This window comes from Methylobacterium segetis (genome assembly GCF_004348265.1).
Taxonomy (GTDB): Bacteria; Pseudomonadota; Alphaproteobacteria; order Rhizobiales; family Beijerinckiaceae; genus Methylobacterium; species Methylobacterium segetis.
Window position 1 is genome coordinate 26,590 of record NZ_SMNT01000033.1, and the last position, 23,880, is coordinate 50,469.

A 23,880-nucleotide genomic window follows, 5' to 3' on the forward strand; every position below is an offset into this window, starting at 1 on the left:
ATGCAGATTGTTTCGTGAGCAAGCTTTGCCAAAAAAGGCTCGACCGCTTCCGTGATCGACCAAAATTCAGGTTTTCACTCGATCACTTGATCGGCACTGATCATCAGAGCCGGCGGAACGCTGATCCGCAGGTCGGCTGCAGCCTTCAGGTTGATGAACAGCTCTACCTTGGTGACGAGCTGAACCGGCAGGTCAGCGGCCTTCTCGCCCTTCAGGATCCGCCCGACATAGATGCCGGCGTTGCGGTGCGACTGCGCGAAGTCACCGCCGTAGCTGATGAGACCGCCCGCCAGGGGAAAATCGCGGGACTGCGTGATGGCTGGAATGCGGTGGCGCAGCGCGAGATCCGCCAGGGTGCTGCTGCGGTTGGCGAAGTACGGATCGGAGGTAAAGACGAGACCCCCCACCTGCGCCCGCGGCAGGTCTGTGAAGACCGCTCTCAACTCTTCCTCGGTGCTTGCCTGAAAAATCTGAAGCTGAACCCCGATCGTGTCCGCGGCAGCCTGGAGGTTGCGCAGCTGCGAGTTTGCGGTCGGGCTGGTCGGGTTGGCGACAACCGCGACGATGCCAGCATCCGGCAGGATTTCATGCAGGAATTCCAGTCGCTTGCGTGAGACCTCGACGCTGAGGCTCGATACGCCGGTGAGATTCCCGCCCGGCCGCGACAAGCTGTCGACGACGCCGAGCGCGACGGGATCGCCTCCCATCTCGAACACGATCGGGATCGTCGTCGTGGCGGATTGTGCCGCGAGGGCCACGGGCGCACCTCCCGGTGCTGCCAGAACCGAAACTTGCTGCTGGACGAGTTCCGCCGCGAGCGCGGACAGCCGGTCGTAACGCCCCTCGGCCCACCGGAACGCGATCACGACGTTGCGGTCCTCATTGAACCCGGCCTCGGCCAGCCCCTGGCGGAACGCTGCGAGACGGCTGGCATAGATCTGAGGCGACTCAAGGCCGAGATATCCGACGACCGGAATCGCCGGCTGTCGTGCCCAGACCGGAAGGGCGGACACGGCCCCGAACACAAGGATGATCTCACGCCGCCTCATGGGATCCCCATCGTCCGATCAGGATCTCGACGTCGAGCGAGCCTTCAGGCGCACAACCGACACGCAGCCGACGATGGCGCTTTCCCGCAGCGGGATGCCCACCGCATGCATCCGCAGCATAGCGGTCGTGGGGCAGGTTAACACTCCGATCCGGCAACGGCAGCACTTCGGCTTGTGGGCTTCCTCCGCGCGGCGCAGGCCGATCGAGGCGGAGCAGGTACGGCCCGTCGATCCCACGCTTGCGTGACTCAGCCTCCGGACGGGAAAGCTCGCGCGTCCGCCACAAGGTCCGTCCGCGAACGCTGCACTGACGAGGTGCTCCGCCCATGGCATAGTCGGCGCACGCTTTCGGGCCGCTGGGAGGTCATCCCATGGAGCGGTGTGCAACTCTCCCGGGGAGACGCAGGCGTGACACGCGTGCCATCAGCAGCGGCAGGCGGGCCTCGTTCTCCCGATCATGACGGACTCTCCCGGGCGGGCCGGCGCGTCCGGTTTTCGCCAGTCCCTCCTGCGCAAGTATTTCCTCGCGCTGTTCGCGGCTGCCGTGATGCCGCTCCTCGGGAGCGGGGGCATGGAGGCGTGGTTCGGCTATCAAGACCAGCGCGAACGCCTGGACGAGCTGCTGGGCGTTGAGGCGCGCGCCGCCGCGTCTCGGATCCAGAGTTTCGTCGACGGTATCGGCGACCAGCTCGGTTGGATGGTCCAGCTTCCCTGGAGCGCGGGCGCTGAAGAGAGGCAACGGTTGGATGCCTTGCGGCTCCTGCGTCAGGTTCCGGCCATCGTGAGCCTCACGCTCGTCGACGGCGCTGGCAGGGAACAGCTGCGCATCTCGCGCATCGGCCTCAACCAAGTGGGCAGCCTCGTAGACCGATCCGCCGATCCGGCGGTTGCGGGAGCTCGCATGGTCCGCATCTGGTACGGGCCGGTGACCTATTTTCGCGACTCGGAGCCCTTCATGAGGATCGCGGTCGCCGGCAATCGCGCTGTCGTCGGCGTCGCGGTCGCGGAGATCAATCTCAAGCTCATTTGGGACGTGATCTCGGCCATCCATGTAGGCCGCACCGGACATGCGTTTGTTCTGGATGCAGAGGGCCGGCTCATCGCGCATCCCGACATCAGCCTCGTTCTCCGGGGCGGAGACGCGGCCGCAGCGCGCCCGCTGCGGATGCTCCGCGACGCGATCCGGGCCGAGGGCCGATCGGCGATCGGTCGTGACACGGCGGGAGCTTCGGTCGTCGCTGCCATGGCCGTGGTTCCGGGCGTCGACTGGACCGTCATCGTGCATCAGCCCCTGCTCGAAGCGTTTGGGCCGATAGACAAGGCGCTCCGGCGAACCGGCGCCCTGCTCCTTCTCGGCAGCGCGTTCGCCGGCATCCTCGCCTTCTGGCTGGCACGTCGGATGACAGGTCCGATACGGCAGATCGAGTACGGCACGGAGCAGATCGGCGCGGGGCATTTCGACCATCGCATCCCGGTCTCCTCGGCGGACGAACTCGGCCGGCTGGCCCAGCGCTTCAACGCCATGGCGGGCGAACTCGCCCTCTCGCAGGAGCGGCAGGAGCGCATCTCCCGCCTTCGGCGCTTCCTCGCGCCGCAGGTCGCAGAACTCGTCGACCGAACGGGAGACGACAGCCTCCTCGAGGGGCGGCGCGTGGAGGTGGCGGTGATCTTCTGCGATCTGCGCGGGTTCACGCCGTTCTCGGCGAAAGCGGCTCCCGACGAGGTTATGCACGTCCTCGCTGCGTATTTCGAGGCGCTGGGTCGCGTGATCACCGAGCACGGTGCCACCCTCACACAATTCACCGGCGACGGGCTGATGGTTCTCCTCAATGCGCCCGTTACCTGCCCGGAGGCCGGCCCGACCGCGATGCGACTGGCAATCGATATGCAAGACGCTGTGCAGAGCCTCGTCGCCGAATGGCGTCACCGAGGCTACGCCATCGGCTTCGGGGTCGGTGCGACGATGGGACCGGCGACGGTCGGGCAGATCGGGTATGAGAACCGGCTCGACTACACGGCGATCGGCCCGGTGGTCAATCTGGCCGCGCGCCTCTGCGCTGCAGCCGAAGACGGGCAGATCCTGATCGATGCAACGCTGGCCGATCAGGTCCGAGGACCCTTCGATGCCGCCCCCCTCGGGCTGCGTGTTCTCAAAGGATTCGACGCTGGTATCGAGATCTACAGCATCGTTCGTCCTGTCCCGAACGCCGCCGCATAGCGGTGCCGCGTCAGTCACGAAGAGTGTCCATCGGTCGGTTTCGCGGACCCTTTCGTCGGAACGGCAATGGACTGAAAGTTATCTCAGCTTGGCAGGCAGCCGATGAGCGTGAGGGACTTAATGATTTCGGCTGAAGCACCATGGCGTATGATTTTCAGCACCGATTGATATCGGACTAATATCCTGACTGTACTGCTTGTATTAATGGTTTTTATTTGGCTTGTTTGCTGTCTAAGGTCTGATTCTGTCGGTGAATATATTCGATCGAAATTTTAATCTAGATTTTTCAAAAGACGAACTTGCGCAATGGCGAAATGATTTCTCTTGGACGCTGTGGTGAGGAGATTGCGCATCCGATTGCGCGCATACTATGCGCACCAGCGGGCATATTGCGCTTCTCGTGGCAGGAGGATGCCGGCGGCGTCCTTCCTCCCTAGTCCTCGCTTCGAAAATCAGTCGGCTCGATTTTGGAGCTACCCCTGCACCCCGCCGCCAAGAAGGCGAACCTCAGAGCGATTTCAGCGGATCCTTCTCCAAGCGAGGCCGTGCACGAGCACGACGTTGCGTGCCCTGGGTGGCTCCTGGCTCGGTGAACTGCCGGGCGCTGGCGCAGGCGACGCAGGCCTTCGCGCGGCGCTTCGGCGAGCCCAGACGGGGCGGCATCGTCCTGATGAACTCGCTCGTGGCGTTCCAGGGGTGCCGCGGGCGGCGAACGACGCCGCCGGCATGCCCCTACGTGCAAACCCTCGCCCGAGGGCCTCCACGCCGAGTTGCGGCCACGCAGGGGATGTCCTGTCCTCGGCGCCCGGCCCCATTCTGACCGGTTTCGGACGGCGAGCGGCGATGCGGATGGGCTCCGGCGCGATGCCGGACGCGATCGCGGCCAGCAGCCAGAACGCGCTGGGGCGGCGACCGAGGGTGCGGCCGGGCTTCCTCGCAAAGGCGCTAGAGGGCGCCCTGAATCCGGTGCCCCGGCCGGGCCGCGTACGCATGATGGGCCGGATCATGGCCGGGATGACCGCCCGATGAGCATCCTCGCCCCGGAAGCCACCCGCGCCGGGCCGCCCCGGCTGTTGCCGGGAGGAGTCGGTCGCCGCGTTCAGCGATCAGACGCGTGCGCCTAACCTCTCGCTGGGCGGGCCTGCAGGATTGCCGCCCGCACGAAGGGGCGTGTCAAGGAAGGGCCGGCATTGCGGTTCACGAGGTCGTTGGCACCGGGATGCCTTCGAACCGCTTTGCTGAGGCTCAGCCGGTAGCCTTCCTTGAACACGAATGGCGGGGTCATCCGATCCGCCAGGAAGGCGTCGACGGCCGCCTCCACCTCCGCATCGCCGATGAGCTTGAGTCCGCACAGGGCTGCAGTCGTCAGAGTTTCCGTCATAACGGCAGCTTGGGCCAACCCGGTGCCTACGGCAACGTGGCAATCAGCCCTCGCAGGCAAGAGCCAGCCTCCGAAGGCGCGCCGAGACAGGAAGAAGTGGTGGGTCCCGGAGCCGAAGCTCCGGGTTCTGTTTCTACGGTTACCCTACCGCAAGATGCTTACGCCGCGAGGCGGGCATCCATGACAACGTTATCGTTGGCATTTAGAGTTTTGGTCAGGTACCTGAACCAGGGGTCTCCTGCGTCAGGCCGGTCGAGTCCTTACCGAAAGTCGCATCGTCTCTCGCCGAAGCGAGATAGAACTCGCGGTCCTTTTACCGTCCAGTCGATCCTATTTCGCCCCCAACAAAAGCACATCGCGATGTGCTCATGGTGGAGGCGCCGGGTACCGCCCCCGGGTCCTGAAACGTTATTACGAACCGGTCATCAACCTCGCGAGCTACCTACCCCATCGCAGGGGCAAAATCCAGCCGCCTATCGTTCCTCCAGCAGGTCGGCATCGCGCTCCCGGGGCGTTTACCGGGCTTCCGGGCTGTATCGTCGAGCCTGTCCCTGGCAGCGATGCGGCCCGCACATGCAGCGGCCGCGAGGGCGTACAGGCTGGACGGACACTCGGATTCAAGAATTCATGTCGGCTGGTCAGATTGCCCGAGCCGCGCCACCCACTATCCGCGAACGCGGCTCAAACATGAGGCTCTTTGGTGCATCCATCAGAAACGAGAAGAGAGATATCGGCAAGAACATCGGTGTTTTCCGGCCTAGCACCCGGCCGCGAGTGCGGCGACTGCGTGGCATGCTGCGAGGCCTTGGAAATCGATTGGGACGATCTGAAGAAGGAGGCCGGCGTCTTGTGTAAGCATAATACCGGGCGCGGCTGTAGCATTCACGGAGACCGCCCGAGCGGGTGCAGAACGTGGTTTTGCTTGTGGCGACGGATAGGAGAGCTGCCGGATGCAATGCGGCCGGACAGATCCGGCCTTATCATTTCAGTTGCTTGGCACAAACCGCCTCGCGAGGCCTTCGGAGAGCTTTGTATTATGATCCACTGTGTTGCCGATCCAGCGGCATTGCAGAGCTCTCTCGCAGAAGCGACGATTAGCATGTTTTCCAGGGAGGGCTCTCTGCCGGTTTATGCCGCTTTCGGCAGGCAGAGGACACTTGTTTCTCAGCAACGATCGTGAGGATATGATCGACCGGATTGCGTGCAGCAAGCGAGGCGCCCAGACGTCGATTGCCGACGGGAGAGTGCATGGCACAGGTAGCTGAGTTCGGCGCCTCACTTCAGAGATCGTCCCTCGCCTTCAGGTGCTCGGCGAGGGCATTGTGGATCACGCTAGAGCGTCCGGATGAGGCGATGGAGTGCCCGAGTAGAGCTTGGGTGTCCGCGGGCATCCGCTGTGCCCCTTGCGATGGCCAAGTGTCAGGCGTCGATCACTCGCGTAAGCGCCGTACACGACCACCGCTCCGTGGCATGCCGGGCACCGCCTGGGTACCATCCGGTAGGTGCTGTGCGCCTCGGCAAGAGTTGCGGCCTTCCAGACGCCATCTGCCTTCACCTCGCACACGGTAGGGACTTTGGCTTTCATGCCGGCCTCATGCCAACCTAGTTCGGCGCAACCAAGGCGCTTATCGCTCAGGTTTGCTTCCGCGGCCGCACCGGAACCCCGTCGGTCTCCTCGGTGCAGAGGACGCTCGCACACGGTGGCCTGAACGGAATGCGCTACAAGCCGTCAGACTAAGCAACGGCCTGGTTTGCCCATGCTTATAACCGGGCGAGAACCTCTTCGGTCTGAACAATCACAAAATCTCCATCCGATGTCTGGGCAAGTGGGCGCCAATCAGCTTGGATGTTTTCCGTCGATCGACCAGCGGATAGAGCAAGGGGATGGCCGGGAGCATCAGGTAGGTGACCCCGGTCACCACGTTAGAAGGACGCTTGACTGCCTGCGGCCAACAAGCCTCAGGGCATGGTAGGATAAGACCGGACGCGCGTCCGCCCCTCGACAGCACCGGCTGGTGACAGACCCGCTCCAGACGTCGAACCGGTCGGCCCGCTGCCTTCCGCGACAGTCGGTGCGGTCCAGCCTTCCGATCGCCAGGTTTGAGCCCGCTCATGCACATCCACCGAGCCGTGCTGCTCCAGGATATCCATGACCGCAACAGAGCGAGCGTCATCGGCCCGGACGGTGACGAGGGTGCCACCCCGCCGCACACCCTCCGAATAGGTGTGAGCGTCGGCCTCATTGACGCCGGCTCCGGTCAGACCACCGATGAGGCCGCCGGCAGCTGCACCGATGCCTGCGCCCGTCAGGGTTGTGACGAGCCAACCGGCTGCCACCACAGGCCCAACGCCGGGGATGGCCATGAGACCAAGTCCGGTCAGAAGGCCCAGTGCACCTCCCGCCAGCGTACCGAGTGTTGCCCCAGTTCCCGCACCGGTCTCGGCGCCTTGCTTGGCCTCGTGACGATCTTCATCACTGCGACGGGTCAGGCCTGAATGGCGATCTCCCTCATTGTTGGCGACGATGCTGATGTCGGAGTGCGGGACGCCTGCTGCTTCGAGCTTTGTGACAGCGGCGCTCGCATCATCGTAGCGATCGAAGAGAGCAGTAATGGTTTGCTGAGCCAAGGCGGCCTCCTGTGTTCTCGTTTTTGGGTCTGTGCTCGGCGTCTAGCGTCACTGCGCTGCGACGTTGCCCTTGAAGTCCACGCCGATCTTGACGGACTTGCCATCGAGCATCGCCGTGCCGCGCCAGATGCCCTTGTCGTCTTTCTTGAGGTCTTTCACGTCCTTGTAGCCCGCGTCCTCAAGGCGCTTTCGGGTCTGCGCCTCGGTGAAGCTGTTGGAGCCCTCTTCGAGCTTGGCGCTGGACGCGGCGCCGGTGGTGGCGGGGTTCTTCGCATCCGGCCTGTCGGTGTTCGGACGTGTGACGGCCTGCTGGCCACCGGACTTCTCGCTAGTCTCGGCGCCGGATGCGGGTTTGCCCGTCACAGTCGTCTGCGCAAGCGCTGGGCTGACGCTGAGCATGGTCAGCATCGCGAGAGTGGTGAGTGTCTGGCGCATAGGCTCCCTCCAAGAGTAGTCGCCCCCTCAATGCGGGGTGCTGAGAAACCGTTCCAAAAAGTTATACGCAGACTACCAAGACCTAGCGTGACGTTCGCTGTGCCGGATGGAGTAGTAGCTCGGTCCGTCAAGGGCTTGGATTAAGCAATGCGCCTCAGCGTGCACGCGCATTTTGGCTGAGGAACTTTGCTGGGCGTCTGCGGCGACACATCTGTTCCTGCAGCACCCTTCAAGAAAATGCGCGTTAGTGCGGAGCTTCCGGCCACTGCATCGCGTTGATCGAGGCCTTCCCCACCGCCTTGCGAGAAAAGCCATGCCACTGGACGTTCGCTCAGAACTTAGGCGACCGGTCACGCTGGCGCTTGCGGCTCTTGCCGGGCTGCTTCTCCTCACCACGATCGTTTTAGCCGTCGTTCGTTCTCAGGACCGGCGCCAGCATCAGGATGAGGTCGCGGGTCTTCTCGGCGTTCAGGCGGCCATTCAGGCCGACTTTGATCGTCTGAAATCGCTGGCCGGTACGGCGACGGAGGTGCAGACCCGCATCGTCACCGGGGAGCGGCACATCCAAGACGCCAGCCAAACTCTCGCACTGACCCGCGCCCAGATATCCAGCCTAGAGGAGCGCCGGGCAGAGGCCGAGCGCAAGGCTGTGGAGATCGAACAGGTAACGGCAGCGCAGAGCCAGCGGCTCTCCGCCTTGGAGACGCAGGGGCAACAGGCGGAGCAAAGCCTGAAAGCCCTCCAAGCCGCTGCAGCCCTCGCGGAACAGACAGCGAGCACCCACACGCAAGACCTTGCGGCGAGTGGGCGCCGCCTTGAGGAAGCCCGTCAGCAGGAAGCCAAGCTGCGCAAAGACATTGCGACGCTCACGCAAGAGGCGAGCACCAAGGGTTCTGCGATTTCGGAAGCCGAACAGCGCCAGCGGCAGGCTCGCTCTGAGATGGAAGCGGCACAGCGGGATCTCACCGGAGCCCAAGCGGCAGCCGAGCGGCTGTCGCAGCAGCGGACTGAGCTTCAGCAAGCCATCACCCTGCTGACAGCCAACCGGGAAAGACTGACCGGTGAGAGCAAACAGGCTGAGCAGCAGACCCAGCAGGCGCGGGACCAGCTCGGAGAGGTTCGCCAGCAGGAGGCGAAGCTGCGCAACGATCTCACGACCCTAGGTCAGGATTTGGCAGCGCGAACTGCTGACCTGAAGCAGCGCGAGCAGCAAATCCAGCAGGCCCAGGACAGGCTCGCATCGGCGCAGAAGGAGGTCGCTGCTGTGCAGGCAGAGCGCGACCGTCTTGCTGCTGAACGGGGTCAGACCGGGGAGACCATCAAGAAGCTGAGCGGTGACCGCCAGCGCCAAGCGTCTGAGCTGGAAGCACTCCAGAAGCGGCAGGCAGAGGCACAGGCTCAGCTCGCAACACTCACTGAGAATATGGCTGCACGGAACAAAGAATTGGCAACCGTTGAGGAGCGCCTGAAGTCCACCCGCCAGGAACTCGCGGATGCGCAGAGCAAGCTTGCTGAAACCCGCCAGCAGCTCTCGGATCAGCCCGCCTCATCGCAGCCTGCCCAACGGGGACCGGCAGCACCCGAGCCGAAGCCGGCCGAGTTGCTGAAGTAGGCGCGAGAGACTTGGAGAACTGGGCGGGTGGCCGTGCTGTGGGTTTACCACAAGGCCAACAAGGAGGATCAGCAGCAGGTCGGCTCTCGCGGCTAGCGGGGCCGGGGGCAGGCTCAGTAATCTGGAGCTATGGCCGCGAGCGGAGCGAGGCTGGTATGGGCGCAGAGCGCTCTGGATGCTGGTGCCGCAGGGACTATCAAACTGAGAACGTCCTCCGCGTAGAGCCGTTCTCATCTCGGATGACGAGCTTCCAGTTGTCTCCCATCTCATCGATTTCTCCGCTGGCCCGCATCTCTCGCAAACCCTCCAGCGCCTCGACGATGGCTTCATTCAGATCGGCAGCCAGCACGCCCTCAGTGTCGAATAGAGTAGTTCGACCATCCGTTAGATCGAAATAGAACCTCCGTACCATCGATCATCTGGTCTCCGGCCTCCGCGATACGAATCGGAAACCCAGGCGATGGAGTTGGTCGAAGGGCGCCATGTGTCGTCAACCAGCCCATCGGTTGATGCACGCTGGCCAGCATGACTCTTCAGGGTTAAGTGTGGTATTGGTTTCACTGTACGGTCCGGTGAGGCAGCCATCTTGGCTTCGGAGCGAATGGCCTAGGTTCATCGAGGCGTCAGCTTGGAGTTCTGGACGATGGGCTATGCGAGTGTGCCAGCGGGCGAAGATCAGCCATCAGACAGCTCCCTCAGAAAGGCCGAGGTCCGAACCCACGTTCGATACGTGGTGCGGAAGCTGGTTGTTTGGTTGTCGAGTCAAGGTCGGAAGGCCTCGAACTGTGCCCCCGAGGTTCCCAGTCAGGAGGGGACCTAAGCAAACCATCCTTGCCGGCACGGTTCAGGAGCACCGGTAGAGTGATGTTCGCGTGAGGGGCGGCCGACTGGTGGAAACAGGCGATCGCGAGGCCAGTCTCGACTATCTCTGGCAGGGCAAGATACCCAACTTGAAGGCGCTTGATCCCCTGACGGCATGCAGCGGTGCGCAGCACCACTTAACCGATCTTCTCGACCTCCGCCGGAGCGGTATTCGGACTGGGAGATGCTCCGGAGCATTCTTCATGTTCCCTATCGTGGTGCGAATTGGCCGGAGAGCCGGCGACGAGCAGCGGCTAGATGTTCGGTGCGACTCACCGCGCGGTGTGAGGTGACAGCGTACGGACAGGCAACGCGCGAGAACTCCGGCGTTCGGAGATAGCCGTAGGATTTGTGGTGGTTCGGCTCGCCGTCAGGCCGGAGGTAGCCATTCACGACCCGCCGGTCGCCGACGAGCACGCCGGTGTCGCTCGGCGTGTAGTCCGCGTCCAGCGCACCCATGAGGGCAACGACGTCCTCGCCGTCGGCAAGGTTCGTCCAGGCTGCGACATTGTTCGGCACCCGCAGAGTTCCGTGCTCGGCCTGAAACTTGAGCTTGACCTTGGCGAGGCCCAGAGGGGCAGCGGCCGTGACGAGATGCTCGACCCGCAGCGAGGGATCCTCGCGCTCGAGCAGCCGCAGGACGTCGTAAGCGATGACCGAACCCATCGAGTGCGCGACGAGCAGAATGCGGTGGTGCCTGTATCTCTTCAGTCGCTCAATCAGGCGGTCGCGGACCTTTTGAGCGAAGGTTTGTTCAGCGTGGTAGTGCCAGAGATCATCGAAACGGTGTTCCAGAATCAGGTCGTCCACGAGCGTGACGCCTGTCGCCTCCTCGAGCCGGTCGATGCCCGCGTACACCGGGGCCAGCACATCCTTCGCGGTGGTCGTGGGCGACTCCTCACCTGTGGGTAGTGGCCCGGCACCCTCATAGGGGCGATACGGTTCCCGGTTTTCATCCTCCGACAGCGGCATGTCATACCGGAGGTCGGCCCAGTACACGAACTCGAAGAGGAATTCCGGCCCGTCCAGTCCCTCGTTGCGATTCAACCCCTCGGCGATGGCTGCCTTCCACCACCGTGTCTTCTCGTCGGCTGGCGGCTTGTTGGCTAAGCCATGGATGCCGATCATGACGCAACCGCGCTCCATAACCTTCGGATGAACCTCGTGGTGTTGGCCGGCCCTCTACTTTGCCAAGGCCGCCGAGACAGATGCAGTAACGTCGATACGTGGGTTTGGATGCGCCGCTCCCATCGCTCACGCCCACCTCCCTCCGCGAGAGGGATCATGTAGGGCCAAGCTGCCCATTGGCTCCCCCAACGTCCTCCTCGGTGGGCAGTTCGCAGCGATTATGGATGTCCGTGGCTGCCATGGCGGCATGACCCATCGCGACCACCACCTGATCAAGCCCGCGCACGACGCCGCCAGCCGCGTAGAGGCCCTGCACCGTCGTGCGGTTGTGCTCGTCGACGATGAGGGCACCTGTCCCGTCGTGCTTGGCGCCCAAGCCAAGAGCCAGTTCGGAACGAAGCTTCAGCCCGAGGGCTGAGTAGAGAACCTCGAACCGGTGTTCCTCGCCGCTTGCTGTGCGCAGCACGGTGATCTTGCCGTCCTCGATATCAAGGCTGTCGACCGGCTCGTGAACGACCTGGATGCCGTGCTTCTCGACACGCTCACGCTCGCCCGCATCGAGGTCCATGCCTTGGCCCAGCGTCAGCAGCGTCACGTCGCGCGAGTAGGTGCGGGCCACGAACACCGCCTCACCTAGGCCTCTGTCGCCATGACCAATCACCGCGATGCGCTTGCCGCGTGCCTCATAGCCATCGCAGATCGGGCAGTAGCGAACGAGCCCGCGTCGGATCGCGTCGGGCAGGTCGGGCAGATCCGGCTCCACGTCGTCCGCACCCGTCGCGAGCAGCACCCGGCGTGCTCGCACCTCACGTGAGATGCTGTCTCCCGTTCCCTCCTTGAAGCTTGCGGCGAAGCCGCCCTCGACCCTGCGCAACGCCGTGACGGTGCCGCTCACGATCCGGGCGTCGTATCGCGCGATGTGCTCGTGTTGGCGGGCGAGGATCTCCTTCCCGGAGATGCCATCGGCAAAGACCGGGATGTTGTGGCTGGTCGGTATCCAGGACGCGCGGGAGTCACCTGCATCCACCACGAGGAAGCGGCGCCCGAAACGAGCCAGGTAGAGCGCAGCTGTCAGCCCGGCCGGGCCACCTCCGACGATCACGCAGTCGAGCGGCTCGTCCACTTCGTTCAACCACGCCTTTGTCATCATCCCACCCGCTCCAAAGGACCTGCCTGGAAATGCCAAACCTCACCAGCGCTGGTTGCATCAACCTGCGGCGCAGAGCCCCTGTCTGGAACTTCGACTTGCAGCGGCCGGTTCACGCTTTCCGTCCGCCCCGTCACGGCGAGAGTCCAGCGAACGTGCCTGCCTCCAGTTCTGCGTTGCGGTTCCTCGTGGCTGAGAGTGAACCACCCGAGGCACGCGAGAGCCGCCGCGAGAGCGTCGGCCGCTCCTCGGGAGAGACCTACCTTGATACGCTGTTGAGCCTTGCACCGGGTGTGGAGTGCCATCGGATCAAGCCGGCCGATGCCGGTGCCGGACTTCCTGCCGGAGCGTCGCTGGAGGGCTACGACGGCGTGTTCCTGACCGGATCACCGCTCCACCTCTACAAAGAGACGCCGGAGACGCGGCGTACAGTCGAGTTCATGCGTGCGGTGTTCGCCTCCGGGACGCCGTCCTTCGGCTCGTGTGCGGGTCTTCAGGTCGCCGCCGTTGCGGCCGGAGGTACGGTGCGTCCCAACTTGCGCGGCTATGAGGCCGGATTCGCCCGCCGCATCACGCTGACCGAGCAGGGGCGCGGCCATCCGCTCCTGGTGGGACGGCCTGCCGCGTACGACGCGCCCGCGGTCCACACGGACGAGGTCGAGACGCTGCCGGAGGGAGCGGTGCTGCTGGCCGGCAACCGGGTCACAGCGGTGCAAGCGGCTGAGATCCGCTTTGATGCGGGTGTGTTCTGGGGCGTTCAGTACCATCCAGAACTCGGGCTCGATGAGGTCGCGGGAGCCCTGCGCCGGCAGGCGGACAGCTTGCTCGATGCGGGGCTTGCCCGGAGCCAAGGCGAGGTTGAGGCTTACGCTGGCCAAGTCGATGCGCTGCATCGTGAACCGCGCAGGCGCGACCTGGCGTGGCAGCTCGGCCTTGACGAGCAGGTCACGGACGCGGCCAAGCGGCTGACGGAGCTGCGCAACTTCATCGGGGCCTTAAGCAGAGAGCGAGGGGCCTAGCGGCGCTGAGGTACGGAAGCAGCGTGTCCGGCGAGGATGCGGGCATAACCCACAACGGACGCCTTCCCTCTGTTTCTGGGAGGTTCTCATCCATGAGCGCTGCGGGCTTGCTCCAACGCCTGCAGCAACTCGGCAAGCCGGGGGTCGAGCGGCTCGTCCAACACGGGCTCGTACATCTCTCGCATTCGCCGACCAAGGCGCTCGCGTGTCGATGCATCAAGGATGGGCGCATCCTCACCGAGGCGGCCCCGCTCCTTCCCCTCATCGTAGGTCATTAGTTCTTCCGCCCGCTCGTCTCGTAAGGGCCGATCTCCGCCTGACGCGCCCGCGCGCATTGGCTGGTGCGCGATGAGGACCGCAAGGACATTCAGCGGGGCAGCAGCGCACACCCCGCGCAGGAATGAGCGGTCGGTCCAGACACTGGACCGGCCGCCACTACGTCAGTCGTAGGGGTCGAAATCTGGACCGAAGCCCACGGGGCGCGGTCCGAACCGGCGCGGTCCGTAGAGTCCGTCGCGCTCGACGACGACCTCGCGCACCACGGGACGGGGCCGGTAGACCATGGGACGCTCCACCACGACTTCGCGGACGACCGGGCGCGGGCGGTACACCACCGGCCGTTCCACGACCACCTCTCGCACCACCCGGCGCGGCGGGGCAATAACCCGGCGCTCTACGATGGTTCGGCGTGTCACCACAGTCTCCGGCGCCTCGTAGCCATCGTAGCCGTATCCGCCGGCGCGGGCAGCGGTGGCAGGCAGAAGCGCCCCTGCTCCGAGCGCGAGGGCTCCAAAGGCAGCAAGTGCTGTTTTCTTCATCGTGTCACTCACCGTCAGGGATCAACAGAGCCGCGCAGGGCGGCGCTCACTAACGCCGAAAGGCGGCGTTTGGCTGAGGCTGCGTCGTCTTGCGCAGGCAAATGTGTCGCGGGCAGGCAGTTGCTCAGCCGGTTGCAACCTGTGAAGCAGAGCAGTCCTCTCTCGCGAGGCCCGCAAACGTCCATTCCCAGCCGCCCACCCATCGTCGAAGTCGGCTCCGCCTACGGTCGGTTCCTGACGCATCCCGCACGTATGATCTGACTTGGGACGACGTCCGCTTCGGAGATGTCGCCGAAGGTCGCTGAATGGCCGAGATGGGCGCAATGCCGAATGGCTTACTTTGGCCGACTACGGAACAGCGGCTTTCGGGTGAGCCATTGGGCTGAGTGGACGTTGTACTCCGGCTAGTATTAACTTTGAGCGGACTCTCGCGATGCGGGGAGCGTACGTCTCAGTGATTTTATTCTTCTGACATCGAGATCTTGATTTGATCTCTTATCTCTACGGCCCGGTCCACCGGTATGCGGAAGTCGCGGGAAGCGTCAGTCGCAGCCCGTGCGAGCCCGCTGTAGACGCGATCCTGCCGGAGTGGCATCCCGGTCTCCGGCGACGCCACTGGTGAGCGACCTTGCCGAAGAACTCGACGAACTTCTCGATGATGATGAGGTCGAGTTCACCCGGGAGCCGAAGCACATAGGCGAGGGGCAGCCCTCCTGCGGAGATGCGCTGGCGTCATGCAGGTCTTGGGCCTCCAGGCCGCTCAGGTCAGCGGACCCAACGGGGCCAGCCGATCCAGAAGAACCTGGCGTTCCTGCAACACCCGTAATCCTCTTCGGACCGTGCGAGCCAACAGGATCAGTTTGACCTGCTGAACCAGCAGAGCCGATAAAACCCTGGGTGCTGGACGGTCCTTGATCTCCCCGATCTCCATTAGGCTCCTGCGGAGCTGCCACACCAGCGGCGCCAGTCGAGTCCCGAGAACCTGCCGCGCCAGTTGGCCCTTGTGGTCTCGGTGCGCAGGGTTCGCCTGATAGGCCCGGTGAACCCGCTGCACCTGGCATTCCTGCCTATCCAAGAGGGCGCGCAGGTCTGCTGTCTCTCTGATATCCGGCAACTCCTGCATCGTCTCTCCAACCCTACTGCCGCGTAGCACCCAGAGCCAACGTTGCCTCGGGGCCGTTGTTCACCTGATGAGCAAGCATGACGAAGAACGCCTGCCTCAGCTGGGCCGGGCGGATTGAAGGTGAAGATGCGGGCCGCAATAGGCCTGAGGGGGCGAGAGCCTGAACGGCCTGGCTGTGAGCCGTTCCAGAACATGAGAAGCCCCGCAAGCCGTTTGGTCACAGGGACAAGCGTCACCTTGGCTCATTCACCGGAGCACTGGCAAGCAATTCCAAGATCCTCTCCAAGCTCCGGAAGCTATGCTCAACCTTTCTGAACGGTGGGCGGCGCTACAAGGGGTGCGGATGCCCGAGCAGTTCCGCATCCCAGCGCTGCGCCCAACCGCCAGACGGTCCGTAGCATCGCCGAGATGTTGAACGGCTACGCGAAGGCCGTTGGCCTCGATGTCTCGACCTCTGGGACGCACTCGCTCCAGGCCGGCTACATCACGGCGCCCATCTCGCCCGGATCATGGATCAGTCGGGACACCGCGCCCCGCGGATGGTGCTCGGCTACATTCGCCGGGCGAACGCCTTCAAGGATCACTCCTGAGCGGGTTTCTGTAGGTCAGCCGAGCTGCTCTAGGACGATCTTACGCAATTCTTCGCGGGTGAGACCGCACGGCTGCGGGTTCCAAACAGGATTGGATATAGCCGGCTTGGTGCCAGCGAAGAAGCGCGACTGTACTGCCGTGGGCTTCAGTTCAGTGGTGATGTGCATGCGAAATCCATAGGCCGCTACGACAGAAGCCGTCGGTCGGCGTGCGTGTTCAGGAGTGTCGCGGCTAGAAGCGTGCGACAGGTGCGCTGCGGATAGGGCAGCGATCAAACTGTGAAAAATACGGGAAACCGGGCTCGGCGCTCGATCAGGAGCATGAGAGCGGGCCGAATGGATCTGGTCCGATACGCCTCATTTAAACAAGCAATGTGGTCCTGTGAAGGCCCGCGCGTCTGCCGGTCATGCTTTCCCCAAGGCAGCGGCTCTGCCGCGGGGCTCGTGGACGGGCAGAAGTTCTTCAGTGGCAGACGCGGTAGGCCCTGCGCCCCACGACCAGTGGCGGGGCTGCCAGCTCTGAAGCTCTGCAGACGTCAGGGCGTCGGAGGTGGGCTGTGCGTCGGTATATTCCGACAGCATGTCTTCGATTTCTGCCGGGCCAATCATATCCGCTCCTCGGCGGTCATGTTGCACCGCACAATGCAAACGGGCGCGTTGGTCTGATGGTTCCTTTCCTGCGTCAGCGTGGAAGCCGAGGGGGCTAGAGCCTTTCCCCTGGCTGTTGAAAGCCAGGGTGGTGAGAGGAGCCGTTCCTTCAGGGCTTGCCGCGTTCAATGTATGTTTCAAGTGTGGTCTCGGCAGCGAAGGGGCAGGGTGGGCATAACCGCACTCTCGCCGGCGCGGAGCAGCGGCACTTCCTCGACCGGACCAAGGGCTGCTGAAAGGAGTGTATCCGCGTCCTGTCCCGTACCTCGATCCACTCGCCCGTCGACGTGGCCGCGAGCGGTATTGTGGACACCATCGACGGATTGGCCAAGGCCATCACAGGCGATCGCAAGCACGTCAATTTGAGGATGCCGACCACGTCCGGCTGGTACCTGACGCCACCCCCGAAGGCCGAAGAGTAGAAGGTCTTCGGCCCTCAAGCGCATCCAGACGGTGGGCGCAGCTCGGTCGCGATAAACACAGGTTTGCCGGGACATCACCGGCGCGCAGGGGCACACCGAGCCGAAACCTTCGGTAGCTTCTATCGCCGAGGTCGCAAACACCCTCTGCAGCCGCGCGACCTGAGACATGAAACCGGAGGATCTGCCAGCCGCCATCCGGCCGCAGCACCCAGTGCCCAAGAGGGAGGTCGGGCGCGCCGCCTTCTCAGCCTCGAATCAGAGCCATGATGTCGGCTCGGAGCAGGTGCAGAACCTGCTTTCCGCAAGTCCTACCGGAACCTGAGCTAGTCGAGGGCCTGTTCGAAGTGAGGGGATCCTGCGTCTGCAAGAGCGCGGTCGACCGCCTCAATCGCTGTGAGCACGCGGGTAAGATCCTCTGCCATTGAGACTGGTGCCAGATCAATACTTCCGAGCCGCTTTGTGATGGCGTCTCGCTGTCTCACAAGAGCTGAGCGCGCCCGTTTCATGTCTAGAACTGCATCTTTGTTCATGGGCGGGTGCTTCTTCTTCGAAACGGCAATCTCAGCATGCTTTCGTCCAGATCGCGAGTGTGCGCGAGCAGCCTTGAGAGCGCTTATCGTTTGTTCGTCGATGTAAGTTCCCGAATTCTAGCAAGTCGCGGCTTCACGGCTGTATGATCAGCTTCGCTCTGCTTCAGAGATCGAGCGATGTCACGGTCATCGCGCTCAACAGCGTCCTTCGCCTGTAAGTGTACGATCACGGACCCTGAATTCGCCAAGAAATTTTCATGAGCTGAGACTGCCGCGCGAGCGAACTGGAGTGCGTCGTCCTCGCTGAGGCCGGCCATTTTGCCCGTGGATTGATTAGCTTTCGCGACGGCTCGGATCATCCCGTCCGTCATGGTTGCCTCGTCGTCAGCGCTTCTGGGATGCGCCAGTGTGCGAGCCTTCATCGCTTCATCCGCCGAAGCACTTCGCCGCTTCGTATTACCTGAAAAAGATCGTCTCCCAGCCAGTCCACCCCTGCACCGTTGAGAAGCGAATATCGACGTTGGTCCTTCAGGACGTGCGATCCACTCAGCCCGCCACTTCGCGTGAAGGTCTGCCACGCGATAATCATGTGAAGGGTGCCGTCTTCCGCTTGAGCTTCGAAACGCTCTAGTTCGTGATCCATTGGTCATCTCGCCTGCAAAAGCCGCCGCAATCCGGAACGCGCACGACGCTCCTCGAGAGCGTGCCAGGCCCATGCATCCGAATGCCCTGAAAGAGCGGGCAGACCTGTCTGCCTCCCGCGCGGTGATCGGCCGTGGCCGAACGCCTTTTTGAGCTGCCATGACACTCACAGGCGGAAGCAAGGATTCCCTCCCTCATCCGTGCGCACCTCAATGCCCCCGCATGCTCAGGGACCGGGGCTTGAGACTGGCGACTCGAATCGTGAGCCTGACCGATCGAATGGCTTCGATGGTTCGGCGCGGAGCGCCCGTTTCCAGAGCTTGCGTCTCAAGATCCGTGAGCTGGTCGATCAATCGTCCTTGCTCAATCGCACCCGGCTCACCCGTGATGCGGGCTATCAAGCTGATCAGCCGGTGCATCATGGGGCAGAGACAGGGCGGCTGAGAGCTCGCCATCGCAGCGCTCCACATTGGTGGAGAGGCTGACGGGGATCGCCAGTGGACCGTGACCACCAACATCAACGTGCCGGAGGTCAGGTTGCTCCCATCTTTACCTCATCTGTTCGCCTCATGAAGACGCTCGCTACAGGCGTCAGCGTGGCTGCTAGTTGATGATGAAGGGCGGACAAATGCATGCGCCGCGCCGTCGAGCTACCGGGGCGATCGCCGTGTGTCGTGACGCCACCTCAGGCGGAGGATTGGTCCAGAAACGTTAGCTTCAGGCGGATCAGCCAACTGGCTGCGCACGTTTATGGTCCCTGAAGGATCGAGCTCGCCCGCCCTGACACGATCAGGAATGGTTTCGTGCCTCGGAGCCATGTTCGGCGATTACGCCGCACCTGAACAAGGCTGCGGCGCATGTTGCGGGCGGCCTAGTGCAAGGCGCCATCCGCGGCGAGGACGTGCGCGATCTCCACGTAAACTCGGTTCTCGGCGCCCCAGGCATCAGGGTCCGTCCTTACCTTCGGGAGAATCAGCGTCGAGGCCCGCTCGTAGAGCCGCACCGCATTTCTGGATGCGGCTGGCCGCGGTCTTGAGGACGTCATCGATCTCGACCTGCAGGCGCTCGCGTTTGTCGAGATCTCGGCTGAAGCGGGCCGGGACGTTGTTCACCTCGAAGGCCAGCGCGCCGGCGAGCTGGTCCATGGCGAAGATAGCATCGACGAGCGGAACGAGTTTGCGCTCGTCGCGAGAGCGAGCCTCAAGTCCTCCCGTTGGGCCTTGATCTCCTTGAGGCGGTCGGTGCCGTTCGCGTCGCCCTTGGTAACCGTCCGGATTTTGCTTTGATGCGGCACTCTAGGAAGGCTTGAACGCTCTCCGGCAGCACCCACTCGCCATGCGCCTGACGGAGTGAAACACCCGCTCCTGCAAGCTGCTGGATCCGGCGCTTCGGGATCCCGAGCACCTCAGCCAGATCGGCTTTTGAGATCTCTATCCGAGCCCCCTGAAGCGAAACCGAAACGCAAAAGTCGAAAACCGAAAAATGCGTGAAACCGGTGCAATCACGGAACGGCTGTTCACGACGGTATCGCGCCCTCAAGAATTGGGCCGCCCGCCCGAGCAAAATAAGGTGCAGTTCAGAGGGGCACTCATGGTCTCGGTGGGCTCGTTCCTGGTGATCCTCGCGTCTGCGGCTATAGGACGGTCAGAGTCACTGAATTTTATAGGTGAGGACTTCCTCAATCGGCCGAAGCCGGAACTTCCTACCCGCCGGAAGTGACCTCAGCGGTACGTCAGCCGCTAACTTGGACAGCGACGGACATGTCCAGGAAGGCGTCGGCGGGCCCGATGAAACTGCCCACTACCGGCATGGCTTGGCGGATGTCGCGCGCCACGGCGACCGGAATGAGGTTTGCGCCGCCCACGCTGCAGTTCGTCGGATCGAAGGTGACCCAGCCTGCGCTGGGCAGGAAGACCTCGCCCCAGGCATGGGTGGATCCGGCATCGGCCGACCCGAGCAGTGCGCGCGTGGGGTCATGGAGATAGCCCGAGACGACCCTTGCACCGAAGCCGAGACTACGTACCGCCTCAACGAAGAGCGTGGCAAGATCCCGGCAGGAGCCCAAACCGGACGACAAGGTTTGGCCCGGCGACTGCGTGCCCTCGTCTTCCCGGGCCTGGTAGGTGATGCCGCCGCCCACACCGGCATTGATGTCCTTGAGGAGCGAGAGGGTGTCGGTCGGGTAGCCAGCCACGAAGCCCTGGGCCCAGTTCTGCAGGCGCTCTCCATGGGGGTACTGCTGCACGGTGAGTGCTCCGAGGTCCGTCCACTCGTCGTCAGAGTACCGGAAGGGGACCGAGATGGCCGAGGCGGCGATGTTGAAGACGGGATAGGTGAGCGCCAAAATCTCGACGTGAGCGACGCTGTCGATGACGAGCATGTCGGACGATGCTCCGAAGGTGACTATCGCGACCGCGTTCCCAGCAACGTCGTTGGCCCAGCTCACTGCCGCATCCGGGGTCACTCGGATGTCACTCGAAAGGAGCCTCAGGTCCCGCGCTTCCCTCGGGCGTAGCATCAGCCGGTGTGGCCCCAGCCCGACGGGCTGCCTGTAGCGGTAGGTCGTCCGGTGGTGGATGCGCAGGTCGACCAAGGGACGCTCCTCAGGAACCACTTCGGTCCGATTCATCCGGAAAGGCAGTCAGTGTTGGTGCGCTCCGACGACCTAAACGTGGAACATGAAGAACCGCGGCATCTCGCGGCTCGCATTGTCACCCGATGACAGGCCGGCGACGTAGATCCGTGCTGGATCGATGCTGAACTCACCCATAACTTCACGCGTCAAGCCAGCGAGAATGAACGGTTCGCCTCGGACGCGTGTCTGGTGCTCGTGCCTGAACCAGTCCCAGCTCTTGACGACGTGGGCCGATTTTGGAGGTAACGGACCGTATCCGTTTACGTTGCATCGCAATACAAAACGCCCATCAGGTACGCGTTTCCGGGCAAAGCCATGGGCTGCGAGCTTCTGCTCGGCTACGAAGCGCCTCACTTGGACGTGTATGTTGGCGTGCTTCCCGGACAAGGTCTCGCTCTGCTCGCCCGAAGTGATGATCTCGGCCGTTCTCAGGCTGCCTGGATCAGCCGCACCTGCGAGAACCCGACCAGCTTACGGGCGTCCTCGTCCCAGAGTGCCAGCCCGAGACAACGTACGCTGTCCCTCAGCGTCAGTCGGCCCACCTGTCCGAGCACCGCGTGGCCGTCCATGCATTCCTGGAGCCGGTAGTTCGGGATGCGGCTGTTCAGGTGGTGGACGTGATGCAGGCCCACGTTCCCGGTAAACCATTGCAGGACGCGCGGCAGGACATAGTACGAGCTGCCGCCGAGCGCCGCGCGATGGAAGTCCCAGGCCTCCGCCTCCTCCCACACCGTCTCCTCGTACTGATGCTGGACGTAGAACAGCCAGCCACCGATCCAGGCGGCCACGCTGATCACGGGCAGGAACACCCAGAGCACCGGCCCAATCCCGCCAGTCGCGAAAGCCAGCGCCGCCATCACGGCGACCAGGGAGATGTCGAGGGCCAGTACGTCTCGCCAAGCCATGCGCCACGGCAGGCCGACACCGAAAGGCATGCGCTGCAGGACGAGGAAGTTGAGCGGGGACCCGAGCACGATCAGGATGAGCGGGTTGCGATAGAGGCGATAGCGGAGCCGGCCCAGGCGCGACAGGGCGAGGTACTCGCGCACGGTCAAGGTATGGACATCTCCCGTACCGCGGCGGCTCAGGTCACCGGTGGAGGCATGGTGCAGGGCATGCGCCCGCCTCCAGCTGTCGTAGGGTGTCACCGTCAGGATGCTCAGAGCACGCCCGAGCCAATCGTTGGCGGCGCGGGACGGCAGGAACGAGCCGTGCCCGCAATCGTGCTGGATGATGAACAGCCGGACCAGGAGGCCGCCTACCGGCACGGCCAGCGGCAGCACAAAAAGCCCGTAGCCGTTCGCGGCTACGAAGAGCATGAAGGAGCAGAGCGCCAGATACGGCAGCAAGGTGTTCGTGACCTGCCACTGGGCAAGCCTACGAACAGGCTCACGATAAGCCGCGCAGTGGCGGGCTACTTCGCGCGCGGCCGCTGCGGCGTGCCCGCGGTCTGCCCCATCAACATGCTGACCGCTCATCGGATTGTCGTCATGGCAAGGCGGTGTCACCGTCCGGTTTCTCGAAATCAGCGTCTTCATCCTACTTCATCGAGGTGTTTGAGCAGGGCCGCCGGATCCTCGTAGACACGCACGGCGCCGGACCGCTCCATCTCGTCCGCACCATAGCCACCCGCCAGCAGGCCGACACGAAGCCCGCGGCAGCGACGCGCCGCCAGCATGTCCCAGATACAGTCTCCCACGATCACGGCCGTCTCGGTCGACTTGCCGAGCTTGCCTGCGGCAGCGAGGAAGAAATCGGGATCGACGTTCAGGGCTGCCAAGGGCACTTGGGTGTCTCCATACGGCCGCTCGTGGCGATGGCCCAGGGGATGTCGGTCTCGGTGAGATTGGCCAGGAGTGTGCGCCGGGCAGTGGACGGAGCTGCGACAACAACCGTCCACACGCTTCAGAATGCATGCGACTTAGGCGCGCGATGCGCACCTCGCTGATTGCCTGTCCTGTTTCCCGCGGAAGCTGGTTCAGTGAAGAGACCGCCGCTTATGCCGCTCTTGCGGTGGATCCGCCACACGGACGAAGGGATCTCCCGGGTTAAGCGCTTGGCTCCAAGCAGGTACGTGCTGATAGACGTCGTCGACGAGCGTGCCGTTGAAATCGAACAGCACGCAGGTCTCGACACGCATTGATCCCTTCCTCACGCAGCCGCGGCGCGCGCGTGCTTCGAGGCAAGCTCCACAGCCGCGACGACCTGTTCGGGCGCGAGGTGATGGATCATGTGCCCCATGCCCGGGACGACGATGAGCTCGCTGTTCGCGATCTCGCCGTGCAGCCGCTCCGACTGGCGTCCCACATCCGCAATCTGATCATCCGCACCCGTGACGATCACGACGGGCAGCTTCAGCTCACGGTAGTGCTCCTGAAGCTCGATCGTGACCGGCGTCATCATCGCGGCATCCTCGGCAGAGGCCCGCAGCTGTGAGGGACGCAACATCAGCTCCTTCGGGAACTCTCTGTCGAAGCGGTCCGGCACTGAGGCCGGCGCGAACATGGCCTTGATCAGGCCGGGCAAGAGGAGCCGGGAGATGACGGGTGAGATCGTGTAGCGCATCGCGTCGCCCAGCACGGGAATGGCCGGTGGCGAGAACAGGATCACGTCGGCGCGTAAGGTCGGATAGTAGTAGCCTGAGGCTAACACGAGACCGCGCACGAGCTGCGGGGCTTGCAGCGCGAGGGCGACCGCGACCAGGCTGCCCCAGGAATGCCCGAGCACCACGGCTTGCGAGACACCGAGCTGGTGCAGCGCCTTCTGGAACAGCGTCGCATGCGCGCGCGGTGTCCAGAGCGCCCGAGGTCGCTCACTGTAGCCGTAGCCGGGGCGGTCGATGATGATGACACGATAGCGCTCGGCAAGTTCATCGACGATGCCGCTGACCAAGTAATCCTGGATCATCGTTCCGTTGCCGTGAATGAGCAGCAGGGGCTCGCCTTGCCCGCGCTCGACGTAATGCAGGCGCACGCCATCGACCGTCAGGAAGCT

Annotated in this window: 18 protein-coding genes, 1 other RNA gene and 1 pseudogene; 3 read left to right on the forward strand and 17 right to left on the reverse strand. The window is 63.6% G+C overall.

Going from position 1 to position 23,880, the window contains the following annotated elements:
- Positions 1 to 74: 74 nt before the first annotated feature.
- On the reverse strand, positions 75 to 1,049 hold the full coding sequence (locus E1J50_RS10755; RefSeq protein ID WP_132253340.1) for an ABC transporter substrate-binding protein: 975 nt from the start codon (positions 1,047 to 1,049) through the stop codon (positions 75 to 77).
- Between the two features lie 457 nt (positions 1,050 to 1,506).
- Between E1J50_RS10755 and E1J50_RS10760 the strand changes: the two genes are divergently transcribed.
- A complete protein-coding gene (locus tag E1J50_RS10760) occupies positions 1,507 to 3,267 on the forward strand; it encodes a HAMP domain-containing protein (protein ID WP_132253342.1) in 1,761 nt (586 codons plus the stop codon).
- 1,120 nt (positions 3,268 to 4,387) lie between these two features.
- Here the strand turns inward: E1J50_RS10760 and E1J50_RS10765 are convergent.
- The 4 genes from E1J50_RS10765 to E1J50_RS10785 form a co-directional block, all read right to left on the reverse strand.
- Positions 4,388 to 4,648, reverse strand: a complete 261-nt coding sequence (locus tag E1J50_RS10765) for a hypothetical protein (RefSeq protein WP_132253344.1) — start codon at positions 4,646 to 4,648, stop codon at positions 4,388 to 4,390.
- 305 nt (positions 4,649 to 4,953) lie between these two features.
- Positions 4,954 to 5,069, reverse strand: a transfer-messenger RNA (tmRNA) gene (ssrA, locus tag E1J50_RS28525).
- A 1,538-nt stretch (positions 5,070 to 6,607) separates the two neighbouring features.
- Positions 6,608 to 7,276 carry a general stress protein gene (locus tag E1J50_RS10780; protein WP_245516521.1) on the reverse strand — a complete coding sequence of 223 codons (669 nt, stop codon included), beginning with the start codon at positions 7,274 to 7,276 and terminating at the stop codon, positions 6,608 to 6,610.
- Between the two features lie 48 nt (positions 7,277 to 7,324).
- Positions 7,325 to 7,711 carry a PepSY domain-containing protein gene (locus E1J50_RS10785; RefSeq protein ID WP_132253348.1) on the reverse strand — a complete coding sequence of 129 codons (387 nt, stop codon included), beginning with the start codon at positions 7,709 to 7,711 and terminating at the stop codon, positions 7,325 to 7,327.
- A gap of 313 nt (positions 7,712 to 8,024) precedes the next feature.
- On the opposite strand from E1J50_RS10785, the gene E1J50_RS10790 reads away from it, so the two are divergent.
- Positions 8,025 to 9,323: a coiled-coil domain-containing protein gene (locus E1J50_RS10790; protein WP_132253350.1), complete on the forward strand. Its 1,299-nt coding sequence runs from the start codon at positions 8,025 to 8,027 to the stop codon at positions 9,321 to 9,323.
- Between the two features lie 196 nt (positions 9,324 to 9,519).
- On the opposite strand, the gene E1J50_RS10795 is transcribed toward E1J50_RS10790, so the two are convergent.
- The 3 genes from E1J50_RS10795 to E1J50_RS10805 form a co-directional block, all read right to left on the reverse strand.
- Positions 9,520 to 9,735 (reverse strand): DUF6894 family protein, encoded by a 216-nt coding sequence (locus tag E1J50_RS10795; protein ID WP_132253352.1) that lies wholly within the window; start codon positions 9,733 to 9,735, stop codon positions 9,520 to 9,522.
- Between the two features lie 659 nt (positions 9,736 to 10,394).
- The gene (locus E1J50_RS10800) at positions 10,395 to 11,312 is read right to left on the reverse strand and encodes a lipase family protein (protein WP_245516522.1); all 918 of its coding nucleotides are present in this window, start codon (positions 11,310 to 11,312) and stop codon (positions 10,395 to 10,397) included.
- Between the two features lie 154 nt (positions 11,313 to 11,466).
- Positions 11,467 to 12,459, reverse strand: coding sequence for an NAD(P)/FAD-dependent oxidoreductase (locus tag E1J50_RS10805; protein ID WP_132253373.1), 993 nt, complete (start codon positions 12,457 to 12,459; stop codon positions 11,467 to 11,469).
- 155 nt (positions 12,460 to 12,614) lie between these two features.
- On the opposite strand from E1J50_RS10805, the gene E1J50_RS10810 reads away from it, so the two are divergent.
- The gene (locus E1J50_RS10810) at positions 12,615 to 13,478 is read left to right on the forward strand and encodes a type 1 glutamine amidotransferase (protein WP_207919184.1); all 864 of its coding nucleotides are present in this window, start codon (positions 12,615 to 12,617) and stop codon (positions 13,476 to 13,478) included.
- Positions 13,479 to 13,918: 440 nt separating this feature from the next.
- Here E1J50_RS10810 and E1J50_RS10820 read toward each other — a convergent pair whose 3' ends face one another.
- The 9 genes and pseudogenes from E1J50_RS10820 to E1J50_RS10875 all read right to left on the reverse strand — a co-directional run.
- A complete protein-coding gene (locus E1J50_RS10820; protein ID WP_245516523.1) occupies positions 13,919 to 14,173 on the reverse strand; it encodes a hypothetical protein in 255 nt (84 codons plus the stop codon).
- An 883-nt stretch (positions 14,174 to 15,056) separates the two neighbouring features.
- A complete protein-coding gene (locus E1J50_RS10825) occupies positions 15,057 to 15,419 on the reverse strand; it encodes a hypothetical protein (RefSeq protein WP_132253358.1) in 363 nt (120 codons plus the stop codon).
- A gap of 605 nt (positions 15,420 to 16,024) precedes the next feature.
- On the reverse strand, positions 16,025 to 16,177 hold the full coding sequence (locus tag E1J50_RS27235; protein WP_165937828.1) for a hypothetical protein: 153 nt from the start codon (positions 16,175 to 16,177) through the stop codon (positions 16,025 to 16,027).
- Between the two features lie 1,850 nt (positions 16,178 to 18,027).
- Positions 18,028 to 18,252, reverse strand: coding sequence for a hypothetical protein (locus tag E1J50_RS10840; protein ID WP_132253362.1), 225 nt, complete (start codon positions 18,250 to 18,252; stop codon positions 18,028 to 18,030).
- A 943-nt stretch (positions 18,253 to 19,195) separates the two neighbouring features.
- On the reverse strand, positions 19,196 to 19,396 hold the full coding sequence (locus E1J50_RS10850; RefSeq protein ID WP_132253365.1) for a hypothetical protein: 201 nt from the start codon (positions 19,394 to 19,396) through the stop codon (positions 19,196 to 19,198).
- A gap of 587 nt (positions 19,397 to 19,983) precedes the next feature.
- Positions 19,984 to 20,844 (reverse strand): transglutaminase family protein, encoded by an 861-nt coding sequence (locus E1J50_RS10855; RefSeq protein ID WP_132253367.1) that lies wholly within the window; start codon positions 20,842 to 20,844, stop codon positions 19,984 to 19,986.
- A gap of 470 nt (positions 20,845 to 21,314) precedes the next feature.
- On the reverse strand, positions 21,315 to 22,424 hold the full coding sequence (locus E1J50_RS10865) for a fatty acid desaturase (protein WP_245516524.1): 1,110 nt from the start codon (positions 22,422 to 22,424) through the stop codon (positions 21,315 to 21,317).
- A pseudogene (locus tag E1J50_RS10870) lies at positions 22,421 to 23,026 on the reverse strand (HAD family hydrolase). The gene E1J50_RS10865 and the pseudogene E1J50_RS10870 overlap by 4 nt, the downstream one beginning before the upstream one ends.
- 11 nt (positions 23,027 to 23,037) lie before the next feature.
- A partial coding sequence (locus E1J50_RS10875) for an alpha/beta fold hydrolase (protein ID WP_245516525.1) occupies positions 23,038 to 23,880 on the reverse strand: 843 nt, incomplete at its 5' end.

Coding starts and splice junctions, on each gene's coding strand:
- E1J50_RS10825 (WP_132253358.1), bottom strand. CDS start 15,419: ATGCAGGAGTTGCCGGATATCAGAGAGACAGCAGACCTGCGCGCCCTC.
- E1J50_RS10765 (WP_132253344.1), bottom strand. CDS start 4,648: ATGACGGAAACTCTGACGACTGCAGCCCTGTGCGGACTCAAGCTCATC.
- E1J50_RS10785 (WP_132253348.1), bottom strand. CDS start 7,711: ATGCGCCAGACACTCACCACTCTCGCGATGCTGACCATGCTCAGCGTC.
- E1J50_RS10760 (WP_132253342.1), top strand. CDS start 1,507: ATGACGGACTCTCCCGGGCGGGCCGGCGCGTCCGGTTTTCGCCAGTCC.
- E1J50_RS10840 (WP_132253362.1), bottom strand. CDS start 18,252: ATGGATCACGAACTAGAGCGTTTCGAAGCTCAAGCGGAAGACGGCACC.
- E1J50_RS10850 (WP_132253365.1), bottom strand. CDS start 19,396: ATGGACCAGCTCGCCGGCGCGCTGGCCTTCGAGGTGAACAACGTCCCG.
- E1J50_RS10790 (WP_132253350.1), top strand. CDS start 8,025: ATGCCACTGGACGTTCGCTCAGAACTTAGGCGACCGGTCACGCTGGCG.
- E1J50_RS10795 (WP_132253352.1), bottom strand. CDS start 9,735: ATGGTACGGAGGTTCTATTTCGATCTAACGGATGGTCGAACTACTCTA.
- E1J50_RS10805 (WP_132253373.1), bottom strand. CDS start 12,459: ATGACAAAGGCGTGGTTGAACGAAGTGGACGAGCCGCTCGACTGCGTG.
- E1J50_RS10800 (WP_245516522.1), bottom strand. CDS start 11,312: ATGATCGGCATCCATGGCTTAGCCAACAAGCCGCCAGCCGACGAGAAG.
- E1J50_RS10755 (WP_132253340.1), bottom strand. CDS start 1,049: ATGAGGCGGCGTGAGATCATCCTTGTGTTCGGGGCCGTGTCCGCCCTT.
- E1J50_RS10865 (WP_245516524.1), bottom strand. CDS start 22,424: ATGAAGACGCTGATTTCGAGAAACCGGACGGTGACACCGCCTTGCCAT.
- E1J50_RS27235 (WP_165937828.1), bottom strand. CDS start 16,177: ATGCACATCACCACTGAACTGAAGCCCACGGCAGTACAGTCGCGCTTC.